Origin of the sequence: Sphingobacterium sp. UBA2610 (assembly GCF_002339225.1) — a bacterium.
Classification (GTDB): domain Bacteria; phylum Bacteroidota; class Bacteroidia; order Sphingobacteriales; family Sphingobacteriaceae; genus Sphingobacterium; species Sphingobacterium multivorum.
Genome location: NZ_DDKA01000006.1, coordinates 67,039 through 83,844 on the forward strand (window position 1 = coordinate 67,039; position 16,806 = coordinate 83,844).

A 16,806-nucleotide genomic window follows, 5' to 3' on the forward strand; every position below is an offset into this window, starting at 1 on the left:
AAAACATGTTAAGCTAATATGAAGTTTAACATTTCTTGATAAACGAGTATTGTTAAACCAAAAAACCGGACAGAGAGGCTAGTTCAAGAAAAGTAAACTTTTCCAGAAACTAACGCTACGCCATCCGGTTTGGAATAAAAATATTATTCTCCGTCTTTCGCTTTGCGAGGACGTTTAGCTTCTGAAGCATCACTATTATCAACTTTTGCTTTAGCAGCAGCAGCATCTTTTTCAGCTTCTTCTTCTTTGTCGCGTTTGCGCTCGTCCAAACCTTCTTGGATTGCTTGACCAATGATACCGGCGATTAAACTAATAGATTTACTAGCGTCATCATTTGCTGGGATTGGGAAATCAATGTTTGAAGGATCAGAGTTTGTATCTACCATTGCAAAAGTAGGGATGTTCAATTTCATTGCTTCAGAAACAGCGATGTGTTCTTTTTTCACATCGATGATGAATAAAGCAGCTGGTAAACGGTTCAAATCAGCGATACCTCCTAAAAGGTTTTCTAATTTGATACGCTCACGTTGAATCATCAACTTCTCTTTTTTAGACAATACATCATATGTACCATCTTTTTGCATTTTGTCAATGTTAGACATTTTTTTGATAGACTTACGAACTGTAGCGAAGTTTGTAAGCATACCACCTAACCAACGCTCAGTTACAAAAGGCATATTAACCTCTTTTGCTTGTTGTGCGATGATCTCTTTTGCTTGTTTTTTCGTAGCGACGAATAAAACTTTGCGACCTGATTTTACGATTTGTTTGATAGCTGAAGCAGCTTCTTCTAATTTCGTAAGAGTTTTGTTCAAGTCAATGATGTGGATACCGTTGCGTTCCATGAAAATGTACTTAGCCATTTTCGGATCCCATTTACGTGTAAGGTGACCAAAGTGCACACCTGCATCCAATAAATCTTGATAAGTAGTTCTTGCCATTTTTTGATCCTCCTTTGATTAACGTTTACTGAATTGGAATCTTCTACGAGCTTTACGACGTCCTGGTTTCTTACGTTCAACCATGCGGTCATCACGTGTTACTAAACCTTTAGCGCGTAATGCAGGTTTAACTTCTGGGTTAAGCTCAACCAAAGCTTTTGCGATCGCTAAGCGAACAGCTTCTGCTTGACCTTTAACACCACCTCCGTTAACGTTTACTTTTACATCAAAGTTTGCTAATTCACCAGCTACGTTCAATGACTGTGTAGCGATGTATTGCAAAGGTAATGTTGGGAAATACTCTTTGTAGTCTTTACCGTTTATGATAATGTTTCCGCTACCAGCAGTTAAGTAAATGCGGGCAACAGCAGTTTTTCTTCTTCCTGAAGTGTTAGTTGTTGACATGACGATTCTCCTTAAAATTTAACTGGTTTTGGATTTTGTGCTTCATGCTTGTGCTCAGTACCAGCATAAACGTAAAGGTTTTTAAACAATTGACGACCTAAACGGTTTTTAGGAAGCATACCACGAACAGCTTTTTCAATAATGCGTTCAGGAAATTTAGCCATTAACTCTTTAGGAGAAACGAAACGTTGACCACCTGGGTATCCAGTGTAGCGTACGTAAACTTTGTCGCCTAATTTGTTTCCTGTCAATTTAATTTTGTCTGCATTGATAACAATCACGTTATCTCCACAGTCTACGTGTGGGGTGAATGTAGGCTTATGCTTACCACGAATTACTTTCGCGATGTTGCTCGCCAAACGCCCCAAAATCTCTCCTTCAGCGTCAACAACGATCCACTCTTTGTTAACGGTGTTCTTGTTGGCAGAGACAGTTTTGTAACTTAACGTATTCACTTGCTTTTGTTTAAATAATTTATTAAAAAATTTTTCTTCCCCTTATCTCAAGGGTCTGCAAAGGTACATCTATTATTCTATATTTTAAAATCTATTTTGCTTATTTTGTTGAAAACGAGTTGAATTTCAAGCGAGCCCCACTAATCTCAATATTTTTACAACTTCCTCGAATGAATATTGTTACATTAGTTAGTATATTGCAGGAAGAATTTTTAAATTATTATAGCGGAAGTAGATGAGATTGAATTTTTTAGATAAGCGATTTTTTTTAAGTTTTATTGGTTTACTCCTAGTAGCACTGGGCTCATTAAAGGCACAATCTCCGGATAATAAGCCTAAACCTTACGATGCACGACTCAAAAACGTGCAGGAAATATTGAAGCAAGGAAAAATTGGCCCCGGGATGGATTCTTTGGATGCTATAATCGCAGATTACCCACAAGCCGATGATATCTATTTTACAAAGGCAATTCTTCTTGCGCAGATGAGAAATCAAGATAGAGCGATCGAAGCTATAAAAGAAGCGCTGAATATTCAGTCGAAGCCGGAATATCTAAGTTTTGCTGTAGATGCATTTAAAAGTAAAAACGACGCGGATAGTGCTTTAATCTATCTCGATAAGTTGATAGATCGAGATGACAATAATACTGCCTCACTAAAACGGGAGCGTATCATGCTCCTTTTCAATGGTGGGTACAAGGATGTGGCTTTGGAGTATTTCTATAAAACCAAAGAGATCGCTGTCGCTTCTGATACATTGGACATGGTTGGCAGTGTGTTGTTAAATGATGCCGGTAATTATAAAGCTGTCATTGATCTTTTGAAGCCCTGGGCAGACAAAGGGACTTCGCTGGCTCAAGTGTATGGACAATTAGCGCAAGCCTATAATCTTTCCAAAAATTCGAAGCTTGCATTGGACTACATTAATAAAGGAATTCAGACCACAAAAGAGGATTTTCTTTATTTCGATTTGGCTGATCTCTATCGATTTGATAAAAAGCTGAAATTATCTTTTGATGCACTTAAGCAAGGATTTCAATCTAAGAAAGTTGATTTTGCAGATAAGAATCGGATTATAATGACCTTGTTGAATCCGAAAGGTCCCTATACAAAAGACCAACTTTTGGAATTGGTGAATATCTTGGTTGAAGTTCATCCACGTATTGCCGAAAGCCATATGGCAAGGGGACAAGTGTTATGGTTGAGAGACGATAAGTCCGCTGCTCAAAGTTCACTAGCGGTAGCCGTGAGTATGAACCCCTACCAGATCGATGCTTGGCGGATGCTGATGAGTTTGGATATGGACAAAGGTGAATTTGATCAAGCCATTGCACATGGTGGGGAAGCGCTGCACTATGTGTCCAATAATGCGACCATACTCTATTTTACGAGTATGGCCTATTTGATGAAAAAAGACATGGAAAATAGCCGAAAGTTTATGGAGGCTGCACTTAATAATGCACAGGATGAATCGCCTTTTCTACAAGCAAATATTTATGGGGGATTAGGTGATATTTATAATTCACTTCAGATGTATAAAGCCTCTGACGCGGCTTATATCGAAGCTATTCGATTGGATAGTACAAATGTGACGGCGATGAACAATTTAGCATACTATTTGTCGTTAAGAAAAGAACGACTTGATGAAGCTATAAAGTATGCCGCAATGGCGACGAAATTGCAGCCCAATAATGGAACTTTTGAAGATACCTATGCTTGGGTACTTTTTGCAAATGGAAAATATGATGACGCACTAGTATGGATTCAAAAAGCGTTAAAAAATACAAATCCGCAAACGGCGGTATTACTGGAACATTATGGCGACATTTTGATTAAGTTAGGGAAAACAACGGATGCCGTTAAGCAGTGGAACCTCGCTTTAGAAAAGGGAGCTGATACGGAGGAGGGTAAGCTGAAATTGAAAAAGAAGATTGAGACTAAGAGCTATGTGGAATAAAATTGTTTGGGTTAGTGCTGTTGTGTTGCTGCTTTCTTCTTGTAGTTCTAAGAAGAAACTACTAAAAGGTGCTGACCTTAAAGCTGAAAACGAGTTGACCATAAAAGATAATACAAGGGAGGCGAAAAAGAATAGCTTACGTGCTCTTTTTTTGACCAATTTGAATTATTCTACTTTTTCTGGAAAAGCGAAGATGCGTCTCGATCTTGGGAAGGACAATTATGATGTCACTTCTACTATTCGAATAGAGAAAGATAAAAGGATCTGGATTTCCATTTCTGCTACACTGGGTATAGAGGTTGCCCGGGTATTGATCACTCCAGACAGTGTACAAATCTTAAATAAGTTTCAGAGCGAATATATGGTTAAGCCATTTGACTACCTATATCGTTTTGCCAGTCCGGATTTAACTTTCGGAAATCTACAGGATTTGTTGCTAGCCAATCTTTCGGTGAATCTATTGTCCGATATTGATCAGGTTAATTTTAAACAGGACTCGATGTCTGTCCAGTTGGATGGCAAACTGAATGAACTAGATTTTTTATATAAGTTAAATAATAACAATAGGCCTTATCAGTTTAGATTAGCGCAACTTTCAAAAAAACAATTGCTGGAGGCCAATTACGGTGAATATGCCATGGCCTCTGGACAAGAATTTCCGATGCTTTTAAAAATGATCATTTCTGATGGTCGTCAAGAGATAAAAACAGAGATAAATTTTAACAAAGTGACTTTTAATGAACCAGTCGAAATGCCTTTTTCAGTATCGTCACGTTACAAAGTAATCCGATGAGAAGCTGTCTATTTCCTTTAGATTTATTACTTTCGCAATTAGTTTGCTAAAGTATGGGGTGAATTAATAGGATAGAAAGATGGCAAACACAAAAAAATAGTACTGTAAATGAACTTTAAAAAGACAATACTTGGTATAGCTGCTTTCCTATTCATGATTGGGATTTCATCGGCGCAGACTAGGGCTGAACTTGAAAAACAGCGTGAGAAACTCAATCGTGAAATTGCTGAATTACAGAATACGGTCAAAGAGATTGCAAAGGAAAAATCACTTACTCAACAACAAGTGACAGCATTGAGTAAGCAGATTAATTTGCGCGAGCAGAAGATAAATACCATTACTTCGGAAGTAGCTGTAATTAACAAACATATCAATGCCAATACCGCTGCCGTAAATAAGTTAAAGGCCGAATTGGAGAAGATGAAACGTGACTATGAGAAGATGGTGATGTTTGCGTTCAGAAACCGGAATGCCTATAATAAATTGATGTTTATTTTTGCATCCAAGGATTTTAATCAGGGGTTCCGACGGGTTAAGTACTTACAACAGTTTAACGATTCTAGAAAGCTGAAAGCTGCCGATATCGAAAATACCAAGAAACAGATTGAACAAAAAATTGCTCAATTGCAGGCGGACCGAAACAAACAGGTTGCCTTGATGAAAGAGCAGGAAAATGAGAAAAAAACCATATCTCAACAGCGATCTGTTTATTCTGGACAATTGAGTGAATTGATTGTTACAGAGCGCGGCGTGAAGAAAGATATTACCCAAAAGCAAAAAGAGGAGCGTCGTATTAATGCGGCCATCAAGGAGATCATTAGAAGAGAAATTGAGGCTGAACGTCGACGAGCTGAGGCGGCGCGTCGTGCTGCGGAAGCTGCTGCTGAACGGAATCGCAAAGCGAATGAGTCCACATCAACTACAAAGGGTAAAAATAATACAAGTTCGAAAGGCAGTAATACTGCGCGAAAATCAGATTCTGAAGTCTTACGTAGTACTCCGGAAGCAGTCAAACTTTCAAATGACTTCAGATCGAACCGAGGTAGTTTGCCTTGGCCTGTTTCTAATGCGAAGATTATGCAAGAGTTTGGTTCAGAAAGTGTCGGTAGAAATGTCAATTGGGATCATGAAACTGTCAAAATACAAACATCAAGCGGTTCGGCCGTGAAAGCAGTATTTAATGGAGAAGTTTTGAGTATAGTATCGATGATGGGGCAGCGTATTGTCATGATTAAACATGGTGAATACTTTACTGTTTATATGAATTTGGCTGGTGTAAGTGTTTCAAAAGGACAAAAAGTAAGTACGGGACAGACGATAGGGACGGCCGATGTAGATTCCGATACGGGAGTTCCGATGGTAGAATTTTCTGTACTACAAGGAACAACACCACTGAATCCGATGTCATGGTTGGCGAGATAAGAAATAATTACTATATTTAATAATTATCATTACATTTGTAAATAGAGAGAGAAGTTTTAGTTTAAAAGAATTGAAAAACAAGAAATTATAGTTATGTCAACATCATTATTAATCATGGGAATCGGGGGGCAAGAGTTAATTGTCATTGTAGTAATATTGTTACTATTATTTGGTGGCAAGAAGATTCCTGAATTGATGCGCGGATTGGGTAAAGGAGTAAAGGAATTTAAAGAAGGCCAAAAAGATGAGTCTTCACCTGAAAAAAAATCTGAAGTAGAAGATAACAAATAAGGGAGGTTTTGATCCCATATAGCATGGATACGATTTTGTGATGAACAAAATCGTATTTTGTTTTATACGCGACCTATAGCGAAATAGGACGAAAACCATTTTATACTAAAATCCATTTCTAATCGTTTAGATTATTGTTGATTTTTCAGCAGATGAATCAAACTCGGATTTAACAGTAAATTTATGATCGGAAAACAGACGTTAATTTCAATACTAGGAGGGGTATGCTATGTACTACCACTCATGGCCCAAGAAAGCGCTGTAGAAGGTATGAAAGAAGCTGCCCATACCTTCTTTCAAAAAAGCATCGAAAAAGAAAAACAAGAGATTTACCAGTACCTGGACAGTATAAAATCTTCCGGAAGTAACCGACAGCATGATGCTGAAATTACAGATGAAGATATACAGCTTGTACGGAAATTAAAGGCAATAGAACGTGAGGTTCCATTAGACTACTCACCACGAGTGAAAGATCTGATTGCCAAATACACGTCGGATAATTATAATCCCTATATGTGTAGGATGATGGGACTAGGACAATACTATTTCCCATTGTTTGATAAAATCATGGATGAAGTAGGAGTGCCGCGGGAACTCAAATATCTAAGTGTAGTCGAATCATCATTAAATCCACGTGATATCTCTAGTGCCGGAGCAACAGGATTATGGCAATTGATGTATTATGAAGCCAAAACTTATCATCTTACGGTGGACAGTTATACCGACCAACGTATGGATCCGATCGCTTCGAGCTATGCTATTGCAAAAATCCTAAAAGAAGCTTATGATGAATATGGCGATTGGTTGTTAGCGATAGCATCCTATAATGGCGGTAAAGGAGCGGTTAGCCGTGCGATCCAACGTTCGGGAAAGGAGAATGCTACTTTTTGGGATATCGCTCCATATCTAACGCAACAGACCCAAAACTATATCCCTAAGTTCATCGCAATGACCTATGCGATGAAATACGCAGACGAAAATGATATCAATGCTGCGGATACCGAACTTTCACTGAGAACTCAAGCATTGGATATCAATAAGCGTATTTCATTGAACCAAATAGCGGATGCTTTACAGGTGTCAAAAGAGACATTACGTGCATTGAATCCTAGTTTTAAAAGAAACGTGTTAAATGGCACTGAAGAGTCCCCATTGCGATTAGTTTTACCTGTATTGGATAAAAAGATTGCCGCAGAGGAATTGTATGCAGCGCTCAATACGCCAATATCTTCGGTAAATCCTAGTCAGACAGAAAATCCAAGCGAGCCTTTACAGAATGGGAAATATAAAGTGAAAGTTGGTGAGACATTCGCTTCCATTGCTGACAAGTTTGAAGTAACCGTACAGGATATAAAATCTTGGAATAACCTGCGTGGAAATCAGATTGTCCCTGGACAAAACTTACTGATAAAAAAGGAGGATGATTTCGTCAATGCGAAATTAGCTCGTAACACAGAAAGGTCTTCAAAGAAAAACCAACAACGTGCCGCTAGCGCCACGCGTACAGCTTACTATGTCGTTAAGAAAGGTGATACATTATCTGAGATCGCAGATAAAAATGGCACATTAGTCGGTCGACTTAAAAGTGAAAATGATTTAAATGGAAGCCGGATAAAACCGGGGATGAAATTGAAAGTCTCAAAAAAATAACAGCATGGTTTAAATTAACCATGCTGCATCTTCTTCTTTGTCAAATTCTTCAAGAGTAACGGTAACATGTTCTCTTAATATCGTTGAAAGCTTCGTACCATAGTAGTCACTAAATATAGGGAACTTATGGTGGCTTCTATCAATTAATACAGCCGTTCTCATTTTCTTCAATGGAACGTTTAAGAATACACCTAGTCCATAGGCTAAGGCTCTACCACTATTCAGTACATCATCGACTAAGATGATGGTCTTATCTTTTGCAATATCAACAGGTATGTCTGTGCTTGCACTCAACGATCTACTCGTTTTCTTCATAGTAACTTTAATCAGCAGGATTTCCTTCGTTGAAATCTCCTGTAAAATCGCCTGAAGGCGTTGTGCAAATACATAACCCCGGTCAGCAATTCCTACCAATACAAGTGTTTCATCTTCAAAATTGTCTTCCAAAATTTGATAGGCAATCCGAATAGATTTTTGTTTTATTTGTTCTTTATTTAAGATGAGCGTTTTCTTTGAAGACATAATAGTATTCCAATGATTATGGGGTAAAAATAGGATATTATATTGTATAAAAAAAGTCCAAAACGAGTTAAACGCTTTGGACTTTTCGAGACTGAATCAATCTTATTAATTCAATTTATTATCTTTTTCCGCTTTTAATATTTCTGCTGTAAGCGATCTATTATCTTCTGGTAAACGACCACCATTGTAATAATAACGTCGCCAGTATGGCTCATCTAAATTGCTAATCATAACTCCTTTACTGGACGAGGCATGTGCAAACTTATTATCGCCGATATAAACACCTACATGGGTAATACTTTTACTTCTAATTTTGAAGAATACCAAATCACCTGCTTTTAGCTCATTTTTTTCGACAGTTTTGACTTGAGAATATTGATTTCTGCTATTATATCCTAACGAAGTGTTAAATACTTTGTCGTATAATTCATAAGAAAATTTAGAACAATCAATGCCTCTTTTTGAATCTCCTCCTAAGCGGTATGGAGTTCCCAACCATTCGTAAACAAATTGATAAAGTTTGGTATTTGTTGTTGCTGAGACTGCAACTCCCATGATTTGTGAAAAGTATTCTTTCGCTAGATTATCAGGATCTGATTCTGGTTTGGAGTTTCTGTTGGTTTGTGCCTGCGACACTAGACATAAGCCGATAAATAGCATTGACGCTATAAATTTCTTTGTTTTCATTAAATCGCTTTTTTGTACAACATTTAACTTTTAAAAATTTAACACTGTCATCTATTTTGGACAGCACTGTTGCGAATATAATACAATATCAGTTTAGGGTCAAATTTATTTTAAGGTATTTAACGAAATTTTAACAATTTTAACATCTTCATAACGCCCATTTGGGCATATTGTACTTTAATAATTCTGTCAACGATCAACTACAGTGCCTCAACCACCTGTTCGAGTAAAAAACGCTCCCCTAATGTCAGAATGCCACTTGATTATATGTCTCATTGTGAATCTTAAAAAAAATATTAATTTTCTTTGGTAAAGTGATAATATTTGTTCTATATTTACAAAACATAAGCAAAAGCAATGAACACAAATACAATTATTACATCGATTATTATTACCACCGGGATAAAACTCAGGAGGAAGTAGTTTCGTTGTATATAATTGTAGACACAATATTTAGAAGCGCTTTCCTCGACAAAGGAAAGCGCTTCTTTTTTTAGCATAAAAATCATCAATCTAAACAAACAGTATAAAACAGTATGAAAGTTTTAAAATTTGGAGGCACATCGGTCGGGACGGTAGAAAGTCTAAAGGCGGTCTTAAGCATTGTAAAAAAATCTTACGATGCAAAGGAAAAACCATTGGTTGTGTTGTCAGCTATGTCAGGTGTAACAAACTTACTTACCCAACTGGCGGAGGACGCTGCCGAAGGAAAGTCCTTTTCGGATGGTCTAAAGTCCTTGGAAGATAAGCATTTTACGGTTGTCAAAGAGCTCTTGGCTGTGAAATATCAAAATCCTGTATTTACAAAGCTAAAGTTGTTTTTTAATGAGATAGAAGATCTCCTGCAAGGAATTTCTGCACTAAAGGAGCTGAGTAATCAAAGTAAAGATTTGATCCTTAGCTACGGTGAACGTTGCTCAAATTATATGGTATCTAAGGTGATGGAACAATATATTCCCGAGTCTCTATTTGTAGATGCATCCCATTATGTGAAAACTGATTCAAATTTTGGTAATGCACATTTAAATGAAATGCTAACGGAGCAATTGGTGAAATCATTGTATATCACGCATGGTGATAAACTGCTGTTTGTCACCGGTTTTATCGGAAGTAATGAAAATGGACGTATTACCACCTTGGGAAGAGGTGGATCAGATTATACCGCAGCGATCTTCGGGTCGATACTGGACGCAACAGCCATTGAAATTTGGACAGATGTGAATGGGATGTTAACTGCCGATCCACGTATTGTGAAGAAAGCGTTTTCCTTGCCTGTATTATCATACACAGAGGCAATGGAGTTATCTTACTTCGGTGCTAAGGTGATTTATCCTCCAACGATGATTCCGGCTTTCTTAAAGAAAATACCGATAGTTATTCGAAATACTTTTGAGCCTGATTTTTCAGGGACAGTGATTCAGTTTGATAGTGGAAAAACTGCGCTGCCAATCAAGGGGATTTCTTCGATCTCGGATATTTCTGTCATCAACCTGAGTGGATCAGGGATGATCGGTAAATCGGGTTTTAGCGGGCGGCTTTTTACGCTATTGGCTCGAGAGCAGATCAATGTTGTGCTAATCACGCAATCATCTTCCGAACACAGCATCACATTTGCTGTCAATCCATCGGATGCCAAACGCGCTATACAATTGATCGAAGTGGAGTTTGAGCTTGAAATCCAGGCAAATAAACTGGTCGTTCCTGCGATCGAAGAAAACCTGTCGGTCTTAGCTATCGTTGGTGAAAATATGAAAAAAACTCCCGGCATGGCCGGTCGGTTATTTGCAGCATTAGGACGCAACGGTATCAACGTCCGTGCTATTGCACAGGGATCATCCGAATACAATATATCTGTAATTATTGGTAAAGAAGATTTAGCGAAGGCACTTAATGCCGTACATGATGCGTTTTTTGCAGAGCTAAAGAAAACGCTGCATGTATTTAATATCGGTACCGGTAACATTGGTGCAACTTTATTTAAACAATTGGAAAATCAGCATGACTTCCTATTGGATAAAAATGATATTGAAATTAAAGTTGTTGGAATTTCCAATAGCCGTAAAATGCTTTTCAATACCGAAGGTGTTGATTTAAATAATTGGTCGGATGAACTTGCTAAAAATGGAACTGAATCAGACCTGGCATTGTTTATAGATCGAATGAAAGCGCTGAATTTGCCGAACTGTGTATTTATCGATAATACTGCAAGCAAATTACCTGCAACCTACTACGAAGATATCTTTAAATCCAATATTTCAATCGTCACCTGCAATAAAATTGCGAATTCAGGTAAATTCGAGCAATATAAAACATTACGCGATACTGCTCATCGACACGGTGTAGATTTCTTTTATGAAACAAATGTAGGTGCAGGATTGCCTATCGTCAGGGTGCTCAAAGACTTGATGCTGAGCGGTGACCGTATTCTGAAGATAGAGGCTATTCTTTCAGGGACAATCTCGTATATTTTCAACAATTTTAAAGCAGATGCTTCTTTTTATGATATCGTCAAACAGGCTCAGGAGCTGGGATACACCGAGCCAGATCCAAGGGATGATTTAGGTGGTGTAGATTTTATGCGTAAAATGCTCATCCTGGCGAGAGATGCGGGGTATGCTGTTGAGGCCGAAGATGTAGACCTCGGTGCAATATTACCTCCAGCATGTTTGAAAGCAGATACAGTAGATTCTTTTTATACAGAATTGCAACAGGAAAATGAATATTTCGAAGCAATGAAGAAGAAAGCAGCCAATGAAAATAAAGTAATCCGCTACATCGGGAAATTGGAAAATGGAAAGGTATCCATTGCGATTCAGTTTGTTGATGAAAATCATCCTTTTTATGCTTTATCAGGCAGCGATAACATTATATCGTTTACAACAGAGCGTTATAAAGAACGTCCCCTTGTCGTAAAAGGTCCTGGTGCGGGAGCTGAGGTGACAGCTGCCGGTGTATTTGCAGATTTGGTAAATGTCGGAGCATAAAAACTATTCAAGGAAAATAAAAATTACGTGATGGCCAATAATTTAAATGTGGAGTATCTGAAAGATAAGGTGATAAATTTAGACAGCATGCTGTCGGAAGTTCGTGTTTTTGCACCTGCAACTGTCGCAAATATGATCTGCGGTTTTGATATATTGGGTTTTGCTGTTGAGCAACCCGGTGATGAGGTGGTGATGCGACGTACGCAACAACCTGGAGTAACGATTCGGGAAATAACTGGTGACGATGGAAGACTACCACTCGACCCTGGCAAGAATACCGTATCTGCCTGTGTGCAATATCTATTACAAGCCCTGAATATCTCATCAAAGGTAGGCGTCGAAATCGAATTGCATAAACATATGCCAATTGGATCTGGTCTAGGTTCCAGTGCAGCAAGCACCGTAGCTGGGCTTTTTGCCATCAATACCATGCTCGGAAACCCTTTGACAAAAGAAGAATTATTACCATTTTGTGTTGAAGGTGAGCGTTTGGCTTGCGGTACAGGCCACGCTGATAATGTTGCCCCAGCGCTTTATGGAGGCATCACATTAATCCGGGGAAATGAACCTTTGGATGTTATTTCCATCCCTTCGCCAAAAGAACTCGTAGCAGCAGTGGTTTTTCCACAGGTCGATGTTCCCACACGTGACGCAAGACAACTCATAAAGGATAAAGTGCTGTTGAAAGACGCCGTGACACAATGGGGAAATATCGCGGGATTGGTCGCTGCATTGTTCAAAGAAGATTACGATCTCATTGCACGAAGCATGAAAGATATCCTCATTGAACCAACACGTGCAATTTTAATTCCCCAGTTTTATGAAATGAAGGAGATTGCTTTGAAAAATGGTGCCTTGAGTTTTGGTATTTCTGGCTCAGGCCCCTCTGTCGTTGCAATAACACGGGACGAAAAAATAGCAAAGGATATCGCCGACAAAATTCAAACTCATCTCAAAGAAAATGAAATTGACAGTTTTGGCTATGTTTCCCGTGTCAATGTCGAAGGACCCAGGGTTTTAGATTAAAAATTATTTACGGACAGAAACGAGGTTTATAAATCTCAGGTCAATTGATAATTGGCTCAGAAAAGATAATAAAATGAAATATCCGCATTCTAAAGTGAATACGAATCAAAATAACAGGATATTTTATATGGCCTTGACAAAATTATTTACATATGAAATTTTATAGTACAAATAATAAAACATTAGAAGTCTCCTTTAAAGATGCGGTCTTCAATTCTCTCCCTGCAGACAAAGGATTGTATATGCCTGAAGAGATTCCACAATTGGACCCGCTATTCATTAAGAATATTCAACAGTATTCCTTGCAGGAGATTGCTTTCGAAGTAGCTTCTACCCTATTGGGAAAAGATATTCCCAAAGGCGATTTAAAACAGATTGTGAACGATGCCATCAATTTTGATGCTCCTGTAAGATTCTTGACCGACAGCACGGCTGTGCTCGAACTATTTCATGGGCCGTCTTATGCTTTTAAAGATTTCGGAGCTCGGTTTATGAGCAGGGTTATGGGCTATTTTTCAAAGACTGACGATAAATTACTGGACGTGCTTGTTGCGACGTCAGGCGATACAGGAGGAGCTGTTGCATTGGGCTTTTTGGGCGTAGAAGGAACACGTGTGACGATCTTATATCCTAAAGGTAAAGTCTCGGAAGTTCAGGAACTACAATTGACCACCAATGGACAAAATATTCGTGCTATTGAAGTTGAAGGAACTTTTGACGATTGTCAGGCATTAGTAAAGCAAGCTTTTAGTGATGCAGAACTCAATGCTGTATTGCGTTTGACCTCCGCTAATTCAATCAATATAGCACGGCTGATCCCACAGACATTTTATTATTTTTATGCGTATGCACAATTGAAGTCACAAGGAATCAATGAGGTCGTGTTTACAGTGCCGAGTGGTAATTTTGGTAATATCGGGGCTGGTTTATTGGCCTATAAAATGGGACTTCCAGTGAAGCATTTTGTAGCTGCAACAAACGTCAATGATACCGTTCCTCGATTCCTTTCTTCCGGCAAATATGAACCATTGCCTTCTGTTCAAACCTTAAGCAATGCCATGGATGTTGGGAATCCCAGCAACTGGGTGCGTATACAGGATCTTTTTGGCGGAAATGTGGAGGAATTAAAAAATATGCTCTCTTCTTATACATTTACAGATGAAGAAACAAAAGAAGGAATGCAAAAATTATATGAAGAATCGAACTATATCGCCTGTCCGCATACAGCAATCGCCTGGCTTGGCGCTCGTGCTTATGCAAAGGAGCATCCAGGTCATTACGCTTCGGTTTTCTTATCGACAGCACATCCCTGCAAATTCCCCGACGCAATAGCAGCAGATGTATTTGGAAAAATAGTGTTGCCTGCCGGTGCAGAAACATTGCAAGGAAAAGAAAAATTAGCGGAACTTTTAAAAGTTGATTTCGAAGCCTTCAAAAAATATTTAATCAACCATAACTAAACGTTGAGGGCTCCTTTAGGAGCCCTTTTTTATACCAAGATAAGTATCAATATAATTCTTTAATTCAAGTTTTTTATCCTTATCTAAGATTAAGTCATAGATGGGGATAGGTTGCTCTCGCCCAAATCTTATGAAATCTCCATTTTCTTCCGTCAATGAACTTAACCATGCACTGACATCAATGGTATTTTTTATCGGGTGCATATCAAATAATCGGAGATTGGCACCTGAAACAAACGCTACAATTTTCCAATCTTTTATGACTTTGTCATCAAGCACAGTTTTTTTGTCCAGGTATTTTATAAGATTTACGGACGCCCCCTTGGTGCAACTCAAAATGAGATGTGTGCCATACTTTTTTACAATAAGTTCTGGACTGTTGTTCTGAACAAAATTAATGAAGTCTTGATTTTGAAATTTCGGATCTTTTACTGCAAAGAAAAGCATGCTGTATTGAAATCCTTCAGAATAATAGTTGGTTAGTTGCATTTTCTGGTCCGAGGGAATGCGTGCCAATGCATCTGTTTCCGTTGTAACGAGTTGCTCCCCGTAATGATCAAATTGTATTCTCAGACTTCTCAATAGTCCCTCCTTATTAATATCTTCGCTAAATGCACCACCACTTGAAAAGCCCGTTGTTCTAGAAATATAGGAAGACTCCTTTAATTTTTCGGTATCAATGATTTTTGCACGTAGCCCCTTATTGACAAAAAGTAGGTTTTCTTTTGCATCATATCCATAGCCTACCATAAAATATGGTTCAGCTTTAATTGCTTGGCTGACTTTCATTTCTGTTTTTTCAAATCTAGACAACTCGACAAGCTCAAGATCCTCCTCATTTTTAATTGTGAGTTCAGAATCTGATTTTTTACACGAAAAAAGCGAACAAATAAATGTTGTGGTTAATAATAAGTGTTTTAAATTCATTTTGTAAATATACAAGAATAATTGTTTCATTTATTTTTTGACAAATAAAGAAGCAGGGTTTTACAATTAATACGTTAATTTTGCAACAATGAAATCAGTTTATTTGAATAAGGGTAAGGATAAAGCTGCCTGGCAATTGCATCCTTGGGTATTTTCTGGAGCAATTAAATCATTGTCCGATAAGATTGAAGATGGCGAAGTTGTTGGCGTTTACAATGCTGAACGTGAATTTATTGCCTATGGTCTATTTCACAATAGCTCGCGTGTAGCCATTCGTTTATTGGAATGGAACCCTCAAGCACAGATTGATGCAGATTGGTGGCGTGCACGCGTTCAGAAGGCTGTAGCAGCAAGACAGCATCTGTTGCAAGAAGGTGTCACCAATACGGTTCGTTTAATCTTTGCTGAAGCAGATTTTCTTCCTGGACTTATTGCAGACAAATACGCGGATTTTATATCCATTCAGGTTCATTCAGTTGGGGTGGAAAAAGTCAAATCAGTTATTATCGATGAATTGAATGCTTTGCTGCAACCCAAAGGAATTTATGAGCGTAGTGATCTGAAATCTCGCGAACATGAAGGTTTACCTGATACCAATGGGCTTTTGTTTGGAGAACTTCCATCTGAATTTGTCGACGTTATCGAAAATGGCATTCATTATAAGGTGAACATTATTGATGGACAAAAATCGGGATTTTATTGCGACCAACGTGAAAATCGCCAGCTGACGGCCAATTACGTTTCAAATAAACGCGTCCTAGATTGTTTTTGCTATTCCGGTGGTTTTACGTTAAATAGCTTGAAAAGTGGGGCGGCAGAAGTTATATCTGTAGATAGTTCTGCACTGGCTATTGAAACCCTGGAAAAGAATATTATTGAAAATGGTTTTGAACTTAGTCGACATAGCGCAATATTGTCTGATGTAAACAAGCAATTGCGTAAATTCATTGATGAAGGGGAAAAATTTGATCTTATTGTCTTGGATCCACCGAAATATGCGCCCTCTCGATCTGCATTGGAAAGAGCATCAAGGGCGTATAAAGACCTCAATCGCCGCGGATTGATGTTGTTAAATAGTGGTGGTTTATTAGCGACATTTTCTTGCTCAGGTGCGATGGACATGGATACCTTCAAACAGGTGCTCGCTTGGGCTGCACTGGATGCCGGTAAGGAAATTCAGTTTATCAGACAATTTCATCAGCCTGAAGATCATCCTGTCCGGGCTTCGTTCCCAGAAGGCGAGTATCTGAAAGGATTGTTGGTGCGCGTATTGTAATTATTATATG

Annotated in this window: 15 protein-coding genes; 9 read left to right on the forward strand and 6 right to left on the reverse strand. The window is 38.4% G+C overall.

The features are described from left to right. Positions 1–143: 143 nt before the first annotated feature. The 3 genes from rpsB to rplM are packed head-to-tail and all read right to left on the reverse strand — an operon-like array spanning position 144 to position 1,801. On the reverse strand, positions 144–941 hold the full coding sequence (gene rpsB / locus B4Z47_RS04460; RefSeq protein ID WP_070563093.1) for a 30S ribosomal protein S2: 798 nt from the start codon (positions 939–941) through the stop codon (positions 144–146). Between the two features lie 18 nt (positions 942–959). Further along, the gene (rpsI, locus tag B4Z47_RS04465) at positions 960–1,346 is read right to left on the reverse strand and encodes a 30S ribosomal protein S9 (RefSeq protein WP_070563091.1); all 387 of its coding nucleotides are present in this window, start codon (positions 1,344–1,346) and stop codon (positions 960–962) included. Positions 1,347–1,357: 11 nt separating this feature from the next. Continuing rightward, a complete protein-coding gene (rplM, locus tag B4Z47_RS04470; RefSeq protein WP_046671993.1) occupies positions 1,358–1,801 on the reverse strand; it encodes a 50S ribosomal protein L13 in 444 nt (147 codons plus the stop codon). 235 nt (positions 1,802–2,036) lie between these two features. Here rplM and B4Z47_RS04475 point away from each other — a divergent pair, with 235 nt between their 5' ends. The 5 genes from B4Z47_RS04475 to B4Z47_RS04495 all read left to right on the forward strand — a co-directional run bounded on the left by B4Z47_RS04475 (position 2,037) and on the right by B4Z47_RS04495 (position 7,914). Then, positions 2,037–3,758 (forward strand): tetratricopeptide repeat protein, encoded by a 1,722-nt coding sequence (locus B4Z47_RS04475; RefSeq protein ID WP_159333394.1) that lies wholly within the window; start codon positions 2,037–2,039, stop codon positions 3,756–3,758. Further along, a complete protein-coding gene (locus B4Z47_RS04480) occupies positions 3,748–4,551 on the forward strand; it encodes a DUF4292 domain-containing protein (RefSeq protein WP_159333393.1) in 804 nt (267 codons plus the stop codon). Before B4Z47_RS04475 ends, B4Z47_RS04480 begins: the two co-directional genes overlap by 11 nt. A 108-nt stretch (positions 4,552–4,659) precedes the next feature. Further along, complete coding sequence (locus tag B4Z47_RS04485; protein ID WP_070563083.1) at positions 4,660–5,973, forward strand: murein hydrolase activator EnvC family protein; 1,314 nt, start codon at positions 4,660–4,662, stop codon at positions 5,971–5,973. Positions 5,974–6,066: 93 nt separating this feature from the next. Continuing rightward, entirely contained in the window at positions 6,067–6,264 is a 198-nt protein-coding gene (tatA, locus tag B4Z47_RS04490) for a twin-arginine translocase TatA/TatE family subunit (protein WP_046671996.1), read from the forward strand. A 183-nt stretch (positions 6,265–6,447) separates the two neighbouring features. Beyond that, entirely contained in the window at positions 6,448–7,914 is a 1,467-nt protein-coding gene (locus tag B4Z47_RS04495) for a LysM peptidoglycan-binding domain-containing protein (protein ID WP_159333392.1), read from the forward strand. Positions 7,915–7,923: 9 nt separating this feature from the next. On the opposite strand, the gene B4Z47_RS04500 is transcribed toward B4Z47_RS04495, so the two are convergent. Together B4Z47_RS04500 and B4Z47_RS04505 are read right to left on the reverse strand one after the other, a co-directional pair. After that, positions 7,924–8,436 (reverse strand): phosphoribosyltransferase family protein, encoded by a 513-nt coding sequence (locus tag B4Z47_RS04500; protein ID WP_070563077.1) that lies wholly within the window; start codon positions 8,434–8,436, stop codon positions 7,924–7,926. Between the two features lie 105 nt (positions 8,437–8,541). Continuing rightward, positions 8,542–9,123: a C40 family peptidase gene (locus B4Z47_RS04505; RefSeq protein WP_046671999.1), complete on the reverse strand. Its 582-nt coding sequence runs from the start codon at positions 9,121–9,123 to the stop codon at positions 8,542–8,544. A 536-nt stretch (positions 9,124–9,659) separates the two neighbouring features. Between B4Z47_RS04505 and thrA the strand changes: the two genes are divergently transcribed. From thrA to thrC, 3 genes are all read left to right on the forward strand, one after another. Next, positions 9,660–12,107, forward strand: a complete 2,448-nt coding sequence (thrA, locus tag B4Z47_RS04510; RefSeq protein WP_070563074.1) for a bifunctional aspartate kinase/homoserine dehydrogenase I — start codon at positions 9,660–9,662, stop codon at positions 12,105–12,107. A gap of 87 nt (positions 12,108–12,194) precedes the next feature. Beyond that, the gene (locus B4Z47_RS04515) at positions 12,195–13,133 is read left to right on the forward strand and encodes a homoserine kinase (protein WP_046672011.1); all 939 of its coding nucleotides are present in this window, start codon (positions 12,195–12,197) and stop codon (positions 13,131–13,133) included. Positions 13,134–13,285: 152 nt separating this feature from the next. After that, entirely contained in the window at positions 13,286–14,593 is a 1,308-nt protein-coding gene (gene thrC, locus B4Z47_RS04520) for a threonine synthase (protein ID WP_115046666.1), read from the forward strand. 15 nt (positions 14,594–14,608) lie between these two features. On the opposite strand, the gene B4Z47_RS04525 is transcribed toward thrC, so the two are convergent. Then, on the reverse strand, positions 14,609–15,382 hold the full coding sequence (locus tag B4Z47_RS04525) for a hypothetical protein (RefSeq protein WP_139144922.1): 774 nt from the start codon (positions 15,380–15,382) through the stop codon (positions 14,609–14,611). A 226-nt stretch (positions 15,383–15,608) separates the two neighbouring features. Here B4Z47_RS04525 and B4Z47_RS04530 point away from each other — a divergent pair, with 226 nt between their 5' ends. Further along, on the forward strand, positions 15,609–16,796 hold the full coding sequence (locus tag B4Z47_RS04530; RefSeq protein WP_070563065.1) for a class I SAM-dependent rRNA methyltransferase: 1,188 nt from the start codon (positions 15,609–15,611) through the stop codon (positions 16,794–16,796). Positions 16,797–16,806 lie beyond the last annotated feature (10 nt).

Bases quoted from the DNA above. Each gene is read 5' to 3' on its own strand.
- B4Z47_RS04500 (WP_070563077.1), bottom strand. From the start codon at position 8,436: ATGTCTTCAAAGAAAACGCTCATCTTAAATAAAGAACAAATAAAACAA.
- B4Z47_RS04505 (WP_046671999.1), bottom strand. From the start codon at position 9,123: ATGAAAACAAAGAAATTTATAGCGTCAATGCTATTTATCGGCTTATGT.
- tatA (WP_046671996.1), top strand. From the start codon at position 6,067: ATGTCAACATCATTATTAATCATGGGAATCGGGGGGCAAGAGTTAATT.
- B4Z47_RS04515 (WP_046672011.1), top strand. From the start codon at position 12,195: ATGCTGTCGGAAGTTCGTGTTTTTGCACCTGCAACTGTCGCAAATATG.
- rpsB (WP_070563093.1), bottom strand. From the start codon at position 941: ATGGCAAGAACTACTTATCAAGATTTATTGGATGCAGGTGTGCACTTT.
- thrC (WP_115046666.1), top strand. From the start codon at position 13,286: ATGAAATTTTATAGTACAAATAATAAAACATTAGAAGTCTCCTTTAAA.
- B4Z47_RS04485 (WP_070563083.1), top strand. From the start codon at position 4,660: ATGAACTTTAAAAAGACAATACTTGGTATAGCTGCTTTCCTATTCATG.
- B4Z47_RS04480 (WP_159333393.1), top strand. From the start codon at position 3,748: ATGTGGAATAAAATTGTTTGGGTTAGTGCTGTTGTGTTGCTGCTTTCT.
- thrA (WP_070563074.1), top strand. From the start codon at position 9,660: ATGAAAGTTTTAAAATTTGGAGGCACATCGGTCGGGACGGTAGAAAGT.
- B4Z47_RS04475 (WP_159333394.1), top strand. From the start codon at position 2,037: ATGAGATTGAATTTTTTAGATAAGCGATTTTTTTTAAGTTTTATTGGT.
- rpsI (WP_070563091.1), bottom strand. From the start codon at position 1,346: ATGTCAACAACTAACACTTCAGGAAGAAGAAAAACTGCTGTTGCCCGC.
- B4Z47_RS04530 (WP_070563065.1), top strand. From the start codon at position 15,609: ATGAAATCAGTTTATTTGAATAAGGGTAAGGATAAAGCTGCCTGGCAA.
- B4Z47_RS04525 (WP_139144922.1), bottom strand. From the start codon at position 15,382: ATGAAAGTCAGCCAAGCAATTAAAGCTGAACCATATTTTATGGTAGGC.
- B4Z47_RS04495 (WP_159333392.1), top strand. From the start codon at position 6,448: ATGATCGGAAAACAGACGTTAATTTCAATACTAGGAGGGGTATGCTAT.